Source organism: Bacillus arachidis, from assembly GCF_030285945.1.
Classification (GTDB): Bacteria; Bacillota; Bacilli; order Bacillales; family Bacillaceae_G; genus Bacillus_A; species Bacillus_A arachidis.
The window spans coordinates 4,862,856-4,879,715 of sequence record NZ_CP127376.1; the positions used below are offsets into that span (position 1 = coordinate 4,862,856).

Genomic DNA, 16,860 nt, shown 5'->3' on the forward strand with positions numbered 1-16,860 from the left:
AGGTTATTTTTTATTTCCAAACAAAATGAGAAAATCTCCATAGCCTTCTTTTTCTAATTCCTCTTTCGAAATAAAGCGAATTGCCGCTGAATTAATACAATAACGGAGACCATTTGGACCTGGTCCATCTGGGAATACATGACCAAGATGAGAATCTCCTTCCTTACTTCTTACTTCCGTACGCGTCATATTGTGACTAACATCCAGTTTCTCTTTTACACTAGCTGACATAACCGGCTTTGTAAAACTTGGCCATCCGCATCCGCTATCAAATTTATCTAAAGAAGTAAATAGTGGTTCACCAGAAACAATATCTACATAAATGCCTTCCTCTTTATGATCCCAATATTCATTTTGAAAAGGCGGTTCTGTACCATTTTCTTGCGTTACATAAAATTGCATATCTGTTAATCGTTCTTTTAAGTGCGCATTATCTTTTGGCCAATGTTTTTTAATAAAAGCATCCCGTCCTGATCCTTGACGGTATAATTCATAACGGAAAGCATTCTTCTTGTGATAATCTTGATGATACTCTTCAGCTGGGAAGAACGTAGTAGCCGGAAGAATTTTTGTAACAATTGGTTTAGAAAAACGACCGCTCTCAGCAAGTGCCGTTTTTGAATCTTCTGCTTGTTCACGTTGCTTCTCACTATGATAAAAAATTACAGTTTCATAAGAATGTCCGCGATCATGAAATTGACCACCGACATCTGTTGGATCAATCTGTCTCCAATACATGTCTAGTAATTTTTCATATGGCATTTTATTTGCATCGAATGTAATTTGTACCGCTTCATAGTGCCCTGTCGTTTCTGAGCATACTTCTTTATATGTTGGATTCTCTTTATGCCCGCCCGTATAACCTGAAACAACCTCAATGATTCCTTCCATCTCTTCAAATGGTGAAACCATACACCAGAAACACCCTCCAGCAAATGTAGCAAGCTCTACTTTTTTATTTATAGTCAATTTGCATCACCTCACTATTTATTCCGCCTTAACGGGCAGTAAGTCCCCACCTCAAGGTTCAGATAGAAATAAGGAAGGTAGGTGGCTGATCAACTGCCCGTAAAGGTCCGATTGGTTCAACTAATAATCAGTGGAGGATGAAGAAAATCCCCACTGATTAAAGTTTCACTTTATTCTTTCTACAGTATGGCATATAAAGGTAGACAATATGAAAGAAAAAGCATCGGCGCCCGATGCTTTTTCTACTTTATTATTCAGCAAGATCCATTTCTTTTTCATCACTCGTTACATCCAACACATCTAATAAAAACATAAAGATTGGGATACCGATGATCAGTCCCCATACACCTAAAAAGTGTTCTGAGAAAATTAATACCATAAATGTATAGAAAATCGGTAAATTAGTTTTTTGCGACATAAATTTAGGATTTAAGACATAACTTTCAAGTGCATGAATAACACCAACAATTATTAAAATATACACTACATAAGTAATGCTACCAATATTATAAGCAATCATACAAAGTGGAACGAGCGAAATGATTACACCAGCTACCGGAATTAAACCAAGTAAGAAAATCATTAGCGCTAATCCGAGTAATTGTGGAAATCCTAAAATCCATAACGCAATCACTGATAAGATACAATTAACAATTGCAATTAGAAATTGCGCTTCAATTACTTTTCCAAATGAACGAGCAAACTTCTTTCCAAAATATTCAATTTCGTTATAGAAAATTGCAAGTCTACTCTCTTTAAATTTCGCAGTAAAAGCTACAATACGAGCTTTTTCAAGTAAGAAGAACAAACTTAAAATGAGTGAAAGTAAAAATTGCAAACCAAATTTCCCGACATTGGCAATGGACTTATAAAGAATATCTACACCTTGCCCCACATATTTGGAAAGCTCCATATGGTTAATAGCATTAATTGAAGCCTTTATAATCTCATTATCAGGTGGATTTTTAAGGAACACATTGAACTGGTAGATCAATTGTGAAATTTGTACCGTTAATACTGGTAGATATTTAAATAATGTAATGGAGATCCCACCAACTAACAGTACATATAAGAATGCTATAATAATTTTCCGATTAATCGGCATAAAGTTATTTAATTTCCGAGAAATAAACTTTTGGAATCGATCCATTAAATACGTAAAAATGAACGTAATTAAAATTAAATTAAACATACTTTTTAGCCCGTATAACATAAGGGCTAGTAAGAGTAATACAAGTAACCTCTGAAATCCTTTGCTTTGAAACAGGTTTTTCATTTGCATAATCGACGAGTGATCTCTCCTGTCCTATAAAGTGAAACTTTAAAAAGTGGGTTTTCTCTATCTTCCCCCTATTATCCTCCCTCATAAATCGGGCTTTCCCAGGCAACTTATTCTCTACTTAAATTTTTTGCTGACGCTAGATTTAAGCTCTAGATATTACTGCCTGTTAACGTGTAATAAATCCTGTTACTTTCTATTTTACAATACAATCATCCTTTTCAGAACGCATTCTATAAAGTATTAATGAAGATTTAAGGAAAATTCTTTTTTTCTCGTATAAAAATAGGTCTTACCATTACTGTAACACAAAAAGCGAGCTATCAATAGAAATCTGTTCTACTAACAACTCGCTTTTATACTTTTTATAAATTATATTCCGTTAACCGATAAATGGCATAACTATCGGAATAACAACTACTGTTACAGCAATGCTTGCCATCGCTGCTTCTTAAATACGAAGCAGCTTTTTGAGTTCCTTTGCATATGTCCGACTTACCGGTACTTTGGAAGTATCTTTCATAATCAGATTATAAGTGGAATTAAACCAAGGCTGTATTTCTGAAATATGATTGATATTCGCAATAAAACTACGATGAACGCGCATAAAACTTGTTTGTGGTAATTTTTTTTCTAAAATAACAAGTGTATCATGTGTTACATATGTTTCTCGAATCGTCTTTACAGTTACTTTCCCATCAACGAGCCCTACATAAACGATGTCTTCAATATTCACAAGTACAATAGATTCCTCTATTGGCAACGCAAGCTTATGCATCTCAGCAGTTACGTCTGGTACCTTCACGTCTTGCTTTTTCTCTGTTTCACTTTGCTTTCGTTTCTTATATTTTTTCAGCGTCTGTGCAATTCGCTCTTCATCAAATGGTTTTAAAATATAGTCTAACGCATCCACTTCGAATGCTTGCAGCGCATATTGATCATACGCTGTTGCAAAAACAATGGCCGGCGGGTTCTTCATTTTCTTTAATATATTTGCAATCTCAAATCCATTATCATCTGAAAGCTGAATATCTAAAAAAACAAGATCCGGTTTGCTACCCATCAGCTGTTCTAATGCATCTTCTACACAATCTGCTTCCTCAATTACGTCAACTTCCTTTGTTCGTTGTAATAGATACTTCAACTCATCTCTTGCTAACATCTCATCATCTACTACTAATACCTTTAACACTACTTCCTTCCTCCCTTACACTTTGAATCGGAATTGCAAAGAAGATCTCTGTTCCTTTTTCTAGTTCACTCTTAATATGAAGTATTGTTCCCTTCCCAAATAACCCTATTAATCGCTCATTGATGTTATATAAAGCTGTTCCCGTTCCTTTTTTTGATGGTACAACAGCTTTTCCTAATTGCTCTAAGCGCTCTTGTTCAATTCCCTGACCATTATCTTTCACTGTAAAGTGAACCATGTTCCCTTTAGCATGAGCATAAATCTCTACCTGACAAATAGGTTGTTTTTTCGGAAAGGCGTGACGAAGTGCATTTTCCACTAATAACTGTAATACAAATGGTGGCAATAAAACTGTCTGTAATCCTTCTTCAATATACGTTTTCACCTCATATTTATTTGGGAACCGTGCTTGTTCTAATGATAAATATGCATGTACATGATTCAGCTCTTGCTCTAATGGAATAAGTAACTGACGTGCTCCCTGTAAATTACAGCGAAAATAAACGCTAAGTTGTAATAACAGCTTCCTTGCCTTTTCTACATCTGTGCGGCATAAAGCTGATACTGTATTAATCGCATTAAATAAAAAGTGCGGATTGATTTGTGCTTGCAATGCCTTTATTTCTGCATCTTGAAGTAATTTACTTTGTAGTTCTGCCTCGCCTAACTCAAGCTGTGTAGAGAAAATCTTTGCTAATCCTTCTGCTAATTCCTCTTCTACACGACTTAATCGGTTCGGGTTTTTAAAATACAGCTTTAATGTCCCAATTGTATTCCCATGTGACGTTAACGGAATAACCACCGCTGCTTGTAATGGGCAACCTTCATGCTGACACTTAATAGCCACCCTCGATTTCGCTTTCATTATTTTCCCTGTGTTTAACACTTCTTTTGATAGTCCTGTAATTAGACTATGAGAAGGAATATGATGATCGGATGCTAGCCCAATATGCGCTAATATTTTTTCAGTATCGGTTAAAGATACCGCATCTGTCCCTGTAAAGCGATGGATAATTTGTGCCACATGTTTACACGATTCCTCCGTTAAGCCTTGCCGAAAATAAGGAAGGGTCTTATCTGCGATACGTAGTACTTTATGTGTTTGCAACGCTCTCGCATTTTCTTCTTGGCGCAAAATAGCTTGTACCATCGAAAGTAAAATATAACTACCGAAACTGTTTACAAGAATCATAGGTAATGCAATCGTTTTTACAACATTAAAACCATCTTCTACAATAAACAAAATCATAACCATTTCTAAAGTAACAATAAAAACACTTAAAATAGCTGACATTTTAGGTGTAATGACACGATTATATTTTTGGAAAATATATCCAATATAACCAGTAATAATTCCTGCCAAAATAGATGAAATTGCACAGCTAAGAGCTGTCGTTCCCCCAAGCATATAACGATGAATACCAGCAATAAATCCGACGCCTATTCCGATAATCGGGCCGCCTAATAATCCACTAATTCCAACACCCATAATACGCGTATTGGCAATCGTACTTGATGAAGAAACACCTTGCAGCCAATTTTCATTCATAATTGTATTCCCTGCAATCTCAATTCCCGTGTAATTGCTTAGAATTGCAAATAACGAAAAAATACAAATAAGCATCAGCTTGTCTTTATATCCATCCTGTTTATGAAGAATGCGCCGAAATGTTTTAATATGTGAAAGTAAAAAACCCAATATAACAATTAATCCAACGCGCTCAATCATCATAAGTACTAAATCTAGCATCCGTAATTCATCCTCTGTTTGTTTAGTTAGTTTTATTATCGGAAAATAGTGAAGGTACCGTCAAGGAGAACACCGTATATTTCATGTAATTTTATAATATAAGGCATTTAAAATAACACATATTATTTATCTGACAACAAAACTCAAGAATACTAAAACTAAAGCAATATAATTACAGTCCTTTAACACAGCCCCGTGAGGTTGAGAAGGAAGTCGGAATATAAGAAAGAACTACTCCAAAAGGAACGAAAGGGCACTTTAACAGTTGCTGAATTTGAAACACTGAAGCATATAAAAAAGTTCCCACTTTGCAAATTATTTTCAAATAACAAAGTAACAATGACAACATTCGGGCTCATTATTATGTCATTTATTCAATTGGGCTTATCACAATGCTAGTATGTGTACCGGAGGCAAAAGGAAAAGTACTAGACTAAACCTAATCAAAAAAGCATTGAAATTCTTCATTTCAATGCTTTTTTATTATTTATGAAAAAAATTTGGAGTTAGAATATCATTGGGATAAGGTTTGTGATAAATATGAGTTGTAGCCGGCGATAATGGTGGAATGAGCCAGACCCAGTTTCCCGTCACAACGCGTCCACAAGCAGCTTCTTGCTTTTCAAATTGTGCAAATTGCTGCGCTGCTGTATGGTGATCAACAATACTTACTCCCTGTTTCTTGAACGAATGTAAAACAGCTATATTTAACTCTACTAACGCTTTATCTTTCCATAGTGTACCGTTTCTAGATGTATCCAGGTTCATCATTTCTGCAACAGCAGGTAGTAAATTATAACGATCATGATCTGCCAAATTACGTGCACCAATTTCTGTTCCCATATACCAGCCATTAAAAGGAGCAGCGGTATAAGAAATACCCCCAATCTCTAGACGCATATCTGAAATCATTGGTACTCCATACCATTTTGCCCCTAAAGATGCAAATGGATATTCCGGATGCTCAATCTCAACCTCTTTGACCTCTTCTTTAGGAATTCCTCTATATACAGGTTCTCGTCCATCAATAGAAAATACGAGTGGCAATACATCAAAACCTGTATCTTCCCCATGCCAACCCAGCTCCTGACAAAACGCAGTAAATGGAACTGAATGGGAATCACCAATCACTCCCATTTCTGTTTCATATCCCGCATAACGAATCAACTGATGATTATAAATTCGAATATTATTTTGTTCGCCATTATACTGCTTAAAAATTGTAATTGTTGGTTTAATTTTCCCGTTATTCGTTGCATATCGAATATGATGAATAAGTGCATTATATACACCTTCCTCATCATTCACTTCACGGGCATCTAATATATGCATTTTATTCCAAAACAATCTTCCAATACATCGATTACTATTTCTCCATGCCATACGTGCACCATGGACAAGTTCCTCAAAAGTATGCTCATACGTTCCTGTCGCTTCTACTTCCGATGCAATTTGAGTGAGACGTTCTTCTATTTGCCGCTCTCTACCTAACTCTTCATAACAAGTCGTAATAAACTTCCTTGCCTCATCTATTAATTCTTTCACTTTATTCATAAGCAATCTCCTTCTATTTCAACAAGACACTATTACTTTACAGTATAAGCAAAAAGAAGTGTAGTAACAAACCAAATCAAGCTACACCTCTAGAAGATTTAACAGCACTATTAAATGAATCTTTCGTAAGTCCCCGCGTTACAATTGTCACATCATATCCACCTCGCAAGAGGGTTTCTACTAATCTTTTCCAAAAATCCTTGTTTCGCCTAATACTAATATCTTTTTCACATTCATCATTCCTCAGTTATTTTCATTTCTATGGCGACTGAATAAATGATTATACTTAAATTTATTACCACATAAAAAAAGAAGAGAATCCGTATAAATTCTCCTCTTAGTGTAAAACAATTATTGTACTCTATATTTAAAAATGCAATAACAAAAATATAAAATGGAAAGCACTGAAACATAAATCCATACCTGATATACAAGTTGCGTTCCCCATACTCCCATAAAATAAAGAAGAGACGGAAACGTAAGTGTTACCCAAGATTGTACAAATGCTATTCTTCCAAGGTATTGATTTATATTCTTTTTTTGTACGTTTAATACAAAAAATAAATACCAAAGAAGTGCCCACATAAACCAAGTTAGTGCATTAACGATGTCTTGAAATTGAACAAACGATACAACCATATAGAATAATGCAACAATTGCTACCCATAAGGAAAACCATCCTAGCCCATTACCACTCATACCTGTAATAAATGTGATACCTACATATAAATAAGTCAATCCAAATAAGAAAGTGGCTGCATATGAATACACAGTCCAATTACTTTGATCAGAGATCATAATAAGATAAAACGGAATTACAATTTGTAGCACTCCTACAAATAAATTAAAAACCCCTGCACTTTTTTCCTCTGCTTTTCCTAATATAACGAGACTATTTAAAAACAACACCGCACCCGAAAGTAATAATCCAACGTACCCCATATATATTCGTGTGAAAATCATATTTTTCCACACCTTAACCTCCTTATAACGTAAAATCCTACTAGTGATATTGTCCTACCCATTTCAAATTGCATACACAGGACACAACTATTATTTCATGTGTACTAACTTTTTTTATCTAAAAATAAGTCAGACTTCCTACCTTAAAACAGAAAGAAAGCCAAGGAATGCAATCACTGTATCATATAATTAAAACGTTTTCAAAATAGTATATTTCTTTCTAACAGTAACTAAAATCCAGTTCATATAACACACTCTGAAAACAATAACATCATCATAACAGCATTACCTCTAAAAATAAATGTCAAAGACACTGGAATAAAATTCAAAAACCTATATTATTCTCCGCCCATTTCTTTTAGAAATAAGTAGAATCAATCATTTTCCTTATAGCAAACTAACATCTCTATCATAAAATATCGTAAGCTAAAAATTTATGTTTTATGAAAGGGGAGATCATATGCCTAAACAAGTAGTCCACTCAACAGGTGTATTAACACGTGAACCACAAACAGCTTCTATCCAAATAAATATTGTAAACTTGGATAGAAATTATGCACATTCTATTAATGTAGAGATATTAGATTGGTCCAACCATTCTAATCCAGTACAACTACCAATTCTAGTTGGAGAAAATAAAGTGGTAACTTTCCCATACTACTTGGATTGTGGAAATTTAGCAGTTTTATATGCAGATTTAGATGATAAAATTAATCTTTATGAAATTCGTATCACTCACTTCGATCATTCCAATATTATTACAAATTGCTTCGGACGCAGCTCATCTTCATCTACAGGTCAAGAAGGTGATAAAGTATATCATAAGCAACTCGTTCGAGTTCATCAAGGATATATTCCTCATCAAATCCTGTAATGAACGCGCACTTAATTGAGCAAACTTAGCATCACCTTATCTTCGGTTGATTCTAAGTTTGCCGTCCCCCATACCCTTCCTACTAAAAAGGCCACATACCTCTCGATATGTAACCTTTACATAAATAAAATTTATTAATTCAACTAAATAACATAACAATATACACATATAAAGTGGGCAAGACTACCTAATAGCACAAAAACATGAAAAATTTCATGATGCCCCATATATTTAAATTCTAGCCATTTTGGTTTTGCTCCGTAAATAAATCCACCAATCGTATAAAAAACGCCACCAATTACTAAAAACAACATACCCTCTATACTTAGATTTTCCGATAGCGGTGCAAAGAATAAAACGATTAACCATCCCATCATAAGATAAATTGCTGTTGATAACCACCTTGGACAATTAAACCAAAACATTTTAAAAACGATACCACACACAGCGGTTACATAAACTAAGACGAATAATAGCAAACCATTTGCAGTTTCTAATGTAATTAAACAAAAAGGTGCATATGTGCCTGCAATTAAGATGAAAATCATAGAATGATCCAGTTTTCTAAAGAAATAAATAACACGTTCACTTGCTACAACACTGTGATACACGGTCGAAGCTGCGTAAAGAATCATCATCCCTACTCCAAATAGAATCACCGCTGAAATTGTAGAAACAGATGGCATTTTTACAGAGACTTTTACAAGCATAGCTAGTAAAGCAACAAATGATAAAACGGCACCCCCTAGATGGGTAAACGCATTAATCGGCTCCCTCACATAAGTATTCACATTAACAACTCCTCATATAATTACATGTAGTTTTGATAACTACATGTAATTATATACACAATATATATAAAGGTCAACATTTACAATTCATTTGTTTCGTAATACCATATTAAAAGATAAAGTGTACATTATTCCTACAAAAGTGAGGGTTTATATGGAAAACATAAAGAACTTACTCGAAACATTACATTTAGAAAAAAACATTACGCTTGAAGATATCCCTAATGTGGATTTATATGTAGATCAAGTGGTCCAACTATTTGAAAACAGCTACGGTAATACAACACGAACAGAAGATGAAAAAGTGCTTACAAAAACGATGATTAATAACTACGCAAAAGGAAAATTGTTCATCCCCATAAAAAATAAAAAATACTCAAAAGAACATATGATTTTAATTAGTTTAATTTATCAATTAAAAGGCGCCCTCTCAATTAATGATATTAAAAGTGCTTTGGCAAATCTCAACGAGAAAATAATAAACGAAGATACTTTTGAACTAGACACCCTCTATAAAGATTATCTTGAACTTACAAAAATAAATGTTGAAAACTTTAAAAAAGACGTAGATAACCGATTAGCTGAGTTAAAAGCTACTACTCCATTTGAAGATAAAGAGTTGGAAAAATTCTTACTGCTAACCTCATTTGTAACAATGAGCAATATGTATAGACGCTTAGCAGAGAAATTAGTTGATGATTTAAAGAACTCTTAAACATAAAGAAGAGCCATCTATTTCGATGGCTCTTCTTCATAGAATTTTTACTGATAGCGATCTAAAAATTCAGATACATGACGATGCACATACATTTCATTTTCTTTCTTTGTAAATCCTTTTTAATGGTCTCTTTTCGAATGGATCTCTCTATCAAAATACTTAGCTATAACATCTCTATCTGAGTTATTAATAACCATATTAATTCTTCCTTGTAAATACCCATACAACATCCAGCTCGAACATTCTCTTAATTGATTATACTTGTCCTTTTTAGCTTTAAAACATAATACCGTATAGTCTTTTCTTATTTTGTAATAGTATTTAAAGATATCATCATAATCAATAATATATGCCCTTTGAATTTGATAAAGCTCCTTTACTTCATAAATCATAATTTTATGTCTTGTTCCAAAAACGACGAATCGACTTCCTACATCCATAAGCGCTAATGGCATTACAGCGTAGTCTGCTGAACACATAATTGCGCCCAAATGATGGCCGCCTGTAGCTTGTGCTTGAAATTGTAATTCGATAAATTCGTTTTCTTCTAATTCATTATTTGCCTTTTCTTCTATCTCTTTAAAATTTTCTCTAGCAATTCGTTTTCTAATATCTTTTTTCTTATTCTCCAAATTCCCAATAAGGCGCTCCCCTATTGCTTCAAATTGGGATATTTCTTGTTCATCCCACTGCTCGAAAACAATTTGATCGATACTATAGTTTTCACAATTCATAATACCCCTCCATTACTCTTTTTAATTTTTGCTTTCCCCTTGATAATCTTGTATACACTGCACTTGTACTCATATGTAGTTCTTTTGAAATATCCTCTATACTCTCATCAGCAATATACCTTCGATAAAAAATATTATGGTCTACATCATCTAGCTGATGAATTGCTTGTAAAACAAACTCTTTTTCCTCTTCTTTGAGTAATACTTTTTCTACATCTCCATCATCTTGTAGAATCAGTTGCTCTATTGTTTGTTCAATATGCTTTTGCTTAAGTTTCCTTTTATAATCTAGCGCCTTAAACTTTGCAATAGAAATAATCCAGTTCTTAAGCTGTCCTTTTTTAATTTGAAAGCTGTCTATTTTATACCAAAGTATGAGGAGAACATCGTTATAGCACTCTTCAATTTCTACTCTTTCATGGCGCTCCCCTAATACACTTCCAATTACTCCATAAATCAACTTACTATATTGAAGAATCAATTGATCCAATGCTTCTGTATTTTGTTTTTTTATTTCATCTACTAATTCCCTATCATCCATATTCGCTCCCCCTTCACTTATATATACGAATGTAATAAATATATTCTTACATGATTTCCTTATTTTTCATAAAAAAACTACCCACCTGTTAGATGGGTAGTTCCATTTACTTAATCGCCTCGTGAACTTTTAACTGCTTACCTTTTATCGTCGTATTCTTCATCACTTTTAAGACAAGAGGACCTTTACCATTTAATATATCAACATAAGAAACATTATCTTGTATTGTAATAATTCCTATATCATCTGCTGTGACACCTGGGATTTTAGCAATTGTACCGACAAAATCTATCGCTCGAATCTTCTTTTTCTTCCCACCGTTAAAGTACAGCTTCATAATATCTTTATTTAATCCTACATTCTTCTCTTTTTTCATAATTGGTTTAGCATTTATTTTTTCTTCAAAAGCTATCTTTCCTTTTGTAACATCCTCTTTTGATGGAGCATCTATTTGTAGAATCTCAAAACCAATATATTCTTCAATTTCAGTCAAGAATCTATCTTCATAAGGCGTTACGAATGTAATTGCTTTTCCACTATTACCAGCACGTCCTGTTCTTCCTGTCCGGTGTACATAACTTTCTTTTTCTAATGGAATATCATAATTAATAACATGAGTAATATTCTCAATATCAATTCCTCGCGCCGCTACATCTGTCGCAACTAAATAACGGAATTTCCCTCTTTTAAAGTCATCCATTACTGCAAAGCGATCTTCTTGTACCATGCCGCCATGAATCTTATCACAAGGGTATCCAGAGCGTTTTAACTGTCTAAATACATGGTCTACGTTTTCTTGTGTACGACAGAAAACAATACAGCTATCTGGATTTTCAACTATAGTTATATCTTTTAAAAGTGAAAACTTTTCTTCCTCTCTCACATTCAAAAGACTATGTTCAATTTTATCTGTCGTAATACCAGATGCTTTAATCTCAATGTTAATTGGCGACTTCATATATGTACGAGATAAATTTTCAACGTCTTCTGGTAATGTAGCAGAAAATAGCATTGTCATTCGATTTATAGGTAATTCATCAATGATTGCTTCTACTTGATCGATAAATCCCATATTTAGCATCTCATCTGCCTCATCAATCACTAAATATTTCAGACGCTCTAAAGAAAAAGTTCCCTTTTCAATATGATCTAACACACGTCCAGGAGTTCCAACAACAATATGTGTTTTCTGCTTTAATTCTAATTTTTGACGTGCAAAAGGTGATTTTCCATAAACAGCTGTTGCCTTAATCCTTTTAAACCTTCCTATATTCGTGATATCCCCTTTTACTTGCACAGCAAGTTCCCTCGTTGGTGTAAGTATTAATGCTTGCGGCTTATTTTCTTCCCATTTGACCATTTCACAAAGTGGGATACCAAAAGAAGCTGTCTTCCCGCTTCCCGTTTGTGATTTCACAACAAGATCTTTCTTTTCTAGTGCAACTGGGATGACTTTCCCTTGAACTTCTGTTGGTTGCTCATATTTCAAGCTAGTAAGTGCTCTTACAATTTCCTTACTTAATGCGTAATCTTTAAAACTTCTTTTACTCATGTACTAACCTCATTTTGTTATATAGTATATTCTTTTATGTATTTTTCACCATTGTGTAAATATCATATGCATTATTTCATTATACTTGAATCCACCCTCAAATCGGGATTAATATATATTTCAAAATAAAAAGCAGACTTATTATTAAGTCTGCCTTCCTATCCTATACAGCTTCCTTCGTCTCCTTCAATACTTTCATATCAGAAATTGCCTCTGCATGCCTTGTTTCATCAAATTCATTTTCACTTTTTGCCACAACGATTGTAGCAATTCCATTCCCAATTAAGTTTACAATCGCTCTTCCCTCACTCATAAAACGATCGACACCAAGAAGTAATGCCAATCCTTCTAAAGGAATAACCTTTAGTGCCGCTAAAGTAGATGCTAACACAATAAATCCACTTCCTGTTACACCAGCAGCGCCTTTAGACGTTAACATAAGTACTAAAATAATAGTGATTTGCTGCCCAATTGTTAAATCGACACCAAATACTTGTGCTAAAAAGACAACTGCCATGGATAAATAAATAGACGTACCATCCAAGTTAAAAGAATAACCAGTCGGAATAACAAGGCCAACAACAGATTTTGAACAGCCATATCGCTCCATCTTATTCATCATTCTAGGAAGTACAGATTCCGAAGAACTTGTTCCTAATACAATTAATATTTCATCTCGAATAAATTTCAAATAATTCCATAAGCTAAAACCATATATCTTACAAATAATATTTAAGACAACAAACACGAATAGAAACATCGTTATATATACTGACATCATTAATTTCCCCAGTGGCACAAGCGAAGCTAGCCCAAAGTGACCGATTGTATATGCCATAGCACCAAATGCCCCAATTGGTGCTGCCTTCATTACATAGCCAATAATGTTAAAAAATACGTGGGAAAGCTTGTCTAGGAAATCAATCACCGATTTTCCCTTTTCTCCAAGTGCAGCTAGCCCAACACCAAATAAAATCGAAAAGAATAATACCTGTAAAATATCACCCTTAGCAAACGCATCAACCATATTCGAAGGAACAATATGAGTAATAAAATCAATCCAATTAATACCCTGTCCCCCGCCTTGTGTATATTTAGATACGTCTCCTTTTGCAAGTTCATTAAAGTTAAGGCCTGAACCTGGCTTCATAACATTTACAACGATTAATCCAACAATAAGTGCAAATGTTGTCACAACCTCAAAATAAATAAAAGCTTTTCCCCCAACCTTACCAACCTTCTTCATATCTCCCATTTTGGCAATACCAAGTACAATTGTTAAGAAAATAATTGGCGCAATTACCATTTTTACAGCATTAATAAACGTATCGCCTATCGGCTTCATTTCCTTCCCAACACTTGGCCATATAAGCCCAACTAATACACCGAGTGCAATCGCTGTTAATACTTGAAATGTTAAATTTTTAAATAGTCGTTTCACCTTTAACTCTCCTCCCCTTCTTCACGTTTAAAAACTTTCCCATCCTTATGTTTTACATAATGATAGCGTTTCCAATAAAAGGTGAGAAGTTTATGGTCATAACGAATATTTTGGTCATTTTGGTCTCACTTTTCTACATCACGATACACATAACGATTGACTGGTCTCCCAATCCCTCCATATTGAACTGCTAAATGAATCAAACCTCTTTTTTCTAAATAATCCAAGTAGCGCCGAGCAGTAACTCTAGCTATTCCAATTGCACTTGCTACCTCCTCTGCAGAACGAGGTTCATCTTGTTTTTTTACATATTCTTCGATTTCATTCAATGTAAACTCGTTTAATCCCTTTGGCAAATTACTTGCTGTTTTCTTAGAACGTCCAGAATATAATAATAAATCCAGCTGTTCCTGCGAAATCGCCCCAGTTTCCTTCAAACTCATTCTATATCGTCGATATTTTTCTAATGCTTGTTGAATTCGGTATAGCTTAAAAGGCTTAATAATATAATCCATTGCCCCATTTTGAAGCATAAGTTTAATCGTTTCCCTATCTTTTGCAGCAGAAACAACGATTACATCTGTTTCTAACTCAAGTTTTCTAAATTCCTGTAATACCTTAATACCATCCTTTTTCGGCATAAAAATATCTAAAATAACGAGATCTGGATTCACTTTTTGAACGATGTTAATCCCCTCCTCGCCATTATTAGCAACAGCCACTACTTGAAACCCCTTTACACTTCTAATAAATTCTTTATTTACTTCCTGAACCATCGGATCGTCTTCAACCAATAGTACTTTGATTTCCTCTTTATATTTCATACAATTCCGCCCCCATCTCCATTGGAAAAGTAATGATAAAAGAAGTTCCTTCACCTTGAAAAGATGAAATGTTAATCTCTCCTCTTCCCTTTTCAACAATTTGCTTTACTAGAAAAAGCCCATAGCCTGTTCCACCAATCTTATTCACAGTAAATCCTTTCTCATACACTTTTGGTAAATGCTCCTCTTTTATTCCGCATCCATTGTCCTCAATTAATATTGCACATACATCTTCAGACTGTTCAATACTAATATCAATTCTTTTATTCTCTACCTCAGTTTGCTCAAATGATCCAAAGGCATTTTCGATTAAGTTACCTAGTAATACAACGAAATCATGTTGATCCAGTTGATAAGGAAATACTTCTAAATAACTATTTTGGTCAATTACGACCTGTATCCCTAATTCCTTTCCCCGACTTACTTTGCTCAAGAGGAGACCAGCAATAGCATCATTTTTAATCGTTTCATTTAAAAAGTTTGTTACACTTCCTTGTTCTTCTGAAGTGTGGAAAGCAAGTTGTAATGCCTTATCGGCTTTGCCAAGTTGAATTAAACCTGCTATTGTATGAAGCTTATTCATATGCTCATGACTTTGTACTCGAAGTGCCTCAACAAAGGTTTTCACTCCTGTTAATTCCTCTGCAAGCTTCGTAACTTCAGTGCGATCTTGAAAGATTGCCACAGCCCCAATCAGTTCATTATCTTTCTTGATTGGTATGCGATTACTTAGAATTACCTTTCCACTTACTTTTATCTCTTCATTGTATACTGCCTGATTCCTCTCAACGATTTCTGGAAGTCTTGTATCCTTTAAGACTGTACGAATGGGCTTCCCTACAACATTTCCATCTACATGAAAAACCTGCTTTGCTTTTTCATTAAAAATAGTAATAATCTCTTGATTATCAATTGCAATCACACCCTCATTAATCGAATGAAAGGTTGCTGTTCGTTCTTCTAACATCCGTTTAATTTCATAAGGCTCTAACTGAAACATCTGTTTTTTAATATGATTAGCAAGCATCAATGAACCCATCAATCCAAATATTAAAGTTAATATGACAATAAAAGTAATTTCTTCTGCTAATCCCAGCATAATCTCCCAGAAATTCGGGATTTTATTTCCAACAACAACAACACCAATTTGATTTAAATTTTGATCCTTAATAGGCATAAAAGCACGAATTACAGTACCTATCTCTCCTTTTGCTTTTGAAAAGTAAATATGCTCCGCAAATGCCGCTTCTTCATCCGTCCCTTTTGATGGCCTTCCAATCATTTCTTTTACAGGATGCGAATATCGAATTCGCTCCATATTCATTACTACTATATAGTCTGTTTCATTAATTACTCGTATATTTTCAATAGCCGGGTTCAGTGTAAACCACCCCGTTGCTTCCTGAAGTGATTTCTTTACATCTGATAATTCCGCCACTGTCCGCGCCGTATTCATTGATCTAATTCTTAATTCTTTCTCTTCCTTTTGTTGAATATTTGCGATGATAACAATTCCACCAATGAGTAATGAAAAAATAACTACTGCATAGGATAAAATTGTAATTTTCCAGCGGATAGGCAATTGTTTCACTGTTCGTTCCCCTTTCCCCTAAAAGCACCTTTACGAATAAAAATCTTCTCGGTATGCTTACAATAACGACCCACGAGGAGGTTTAAA

At 34.3% G+C, this 16,860-nt stretch carries 15 protein-coding genes and 2 pseudogenes; 3 read left to right on the forward strand and 14 right to left on the reverse strand.

The features are described 5' to 3' along the window. Positions 1-3 precede the first annotated feature (3 nt). The 5 genes and pseudogenes from msrB to QRY57_RS26685 all read right to left on the reverse strand — a co-directional run bounded on the left by msrB (position 4) and on the right by QRY57_RS26685 (position 5,190). Entirely contained in the window at positions 4-456 is a 453-nt protein-coding gene (msrB, locus tag QRY57_RS27270) for a peptide-methionine (R)-S-oxide reductase MsrB (RefSeq protein ID WP_372440484.1), read from the reverse strand. Next, positions 445-969: pseudogene (gene msrA / locus QRY57_RS27275) on the reverse strand (peptide-methionine (S)-S-oxide reductase MsrA); the annotation flags it as partial. The gene msrB and the pseudogene msrA, both read right to left, overlap by 12 nt. 250 nt (positions 970-1,219) lie before the next feature. Beyond that, positions 1,220-2,251 (reverse strand): AI-2E family transporter, encoded by a 1,032-nt coding sequence (locus QRY57_RS26675; RefSeq protein ID WP_026592126.1) that lies wholly within the window; start codon positions 2,249-2,251, stop codon positions 1,220-1,222. A gap of 448 nt (positions 2,252-2,699) precedes the next feature. Then, positions 2,700-3,440, reverse strand: coding sequence for a LytR/AlgR family response regulator transcription factor (locus QRY57_RS26680; protein WP_026592127.1), 741 nt, complete (start codon positions 3,438-3,440; stop codon positions 2,700-2,702). Beyond that, entirely contained in the window at positions 3,415-5,190 is a 1,776-nt protein-coding gene (locus QRY57_RS26685; RefSeq protein ID WP_286016546.1) for a sensor histidine kinase, read from the reverse strand. Before QRY57_RS26685 ends, QRY57_RS26680 begins: the two co-directional genes overlap by 26 nt. Positions 5,191-5,397: 207 nt before the next feature. Between QRY57_RS26685 and QRY57_RS26690 the strand changes: the two are divergent. Next, positions 5,398-5,568: pseudogene (locus QRY57_RS26690) on the forward strand (MFS transporter); the annotation flags it as partial. Between the two features lie 105 nt (positions 5,569-5,673). Here QRY57_RS26690 and QRY57_RS26695 read toward each other — a convergent pair. Further along, positions 5,674-6,744, reverse strand: a complete 1,071-nt coding sequence (locus tag QRY57_RS26695) for a nitric oxide synthase oxygenase (RefSeq protein WP_098962580.1) — start codon at positions 6,742-6,744, stop codon at positions 5,674-5,676. 351 nt (positions 6,745-7,095) lie between these two features. Further along, positions 7,096-7,686 carry an AmiS/UreI family transporter gene (locus tag QRY57_RS26705; RefSeq protein ID WP_026592130.1) on the reverse strand — a complete coding sequence of 197 codons (591 nt, stop codon included), beginning with the start codon at positions 7,684-7,686 and terminating at the stop codon, positions 7,096-7,098. A 481-nt stretch (positions 7,687-8,167) separates the two neighbouring features. Between QRY57_RS26705 and QRY57_RS26710 the strand changes: the two genes are divergently transcribed. Further along, complete coding sequence (locus tag QRY57_RS26710; RefSeq protein WP_286016547.1) at positions 8,168-8,581, forward strand: hypothetical protein; 414 nt, start codon at positions 8,168-8,170, stop codon at positions 8,579-8,581. Between the two features lie 143 nt (positions 8,582-8,724). On the opposite strand, the gene trhA is transcribed toward QRY57_RS26710, so the two are convergent. Further along, positions 8,725-9,372 carry a PAQR family membrane homeostasis protein TrhA gene (trhA, locus tag QRY57_RS26715; protein WP_208016676.1) on the reverse strand — a complete coding sequence of 216 codons (648 nt, stop codon included), beginning with the start codon at positions 9,370-9,372 and terminating at the stop codon, positions 8,725-8,727. Between the two features lie 154 nt (positions 9,373-9,526). On the opposite strand from trhA, the gene QRY57_RS26720 reads away from it, so the two are divergent. Further along, the gene (locus tag QRY57_RS26720; protein ID WP_026592133.1) at positions 9,527-10,087 is read left to right on the forward strand and encodes a DUF1836 domain-containing protein; all 561 of its coding nucleotides are present in this window, start codon (positions 9,527-9,529) and stop codon (positions 10,085-10,087) included. Between the two features lie 122 nt (positions 10,088-10,209). On the opposite strand, the gene QRY57_RS26725 is transcribed toward QRY57_RS26720, so the two are convergent. From QRY57_RS26725 to QRY57_RS26750, 6 genes are all read right to left on the reverse strand, one after another. Further along, positions 10,210-10,824, reverse strand: a complete 615-nt coding sequence (locus QRY57_RS26725; protein ID WP_090692791.1) for a hypothetical protein — start codon at positions 10,822-10,824, stop codon at positions 10,210-10,212. Further along, entirely contained in the window at positions 10,814-11,365 is a 552-nt protein-coding gene (locus QRY57_RS26730; RefSeq protein WP_286016548.1) for a sigma-70 family RNA polymerase sigma factor, read from the reverse strand. The genes QRY57_RS26725 and QRY57_RS26730 overlap by 11 nt, the downstream gene beginning before the upstream one ends. Before the next feature lie 106 nt (positions 11,366-11,471). Then, positions 11,472-12,917, reverse strand: a complete 1,446-nt coding sequence (locus QRY57_RS26735) for a DEAD/DEAH box helicase (protein WP_286016549.1) — start codon at positions 12,915-12,917, stop codon at positions 11,472-11,474. Positions 12,918-13,080: 163 nt separating this feature from the next. Then, positions 13,081-14,358 (reverse strand): C4-dicarboxylate transporter DctP, encoded by a 1,278-nt coding sequence (dctP, locus tag QRY57_RS26740; RefSeq protein WP_026592137.1) that lies wholly within the window; start codon positions 14,356-14,358, stop codon positions 13,081-13,083. A gap of 125 nt (positions 14,359-14,483) precedes the next feature. Then, positions 14,484-15,182, reverse strand: a complete 699-nt coding sequence (locus QRY57_RS26745) for a response regulator (protein WP_026592138.1) — start codon at positions 15,180-15,182, stop codon at positions 14,484-14,486. Next, complete coding sequence (locus QRY57_RS26750) at positions 15,172-16,773, reverse strand: ATP-binding protein (protein WP_026592139.1); 1,602 nt, start codon at positions 16,771-16,773, stop codon at positions 15,172-15,174. Before QRY57_RS26750 ends, QRY57_RS26745 begins: the two co-directional genes overlap by 11 nt. Positions 16,774-16,860 lie beyond the last annotated feature (87 nt).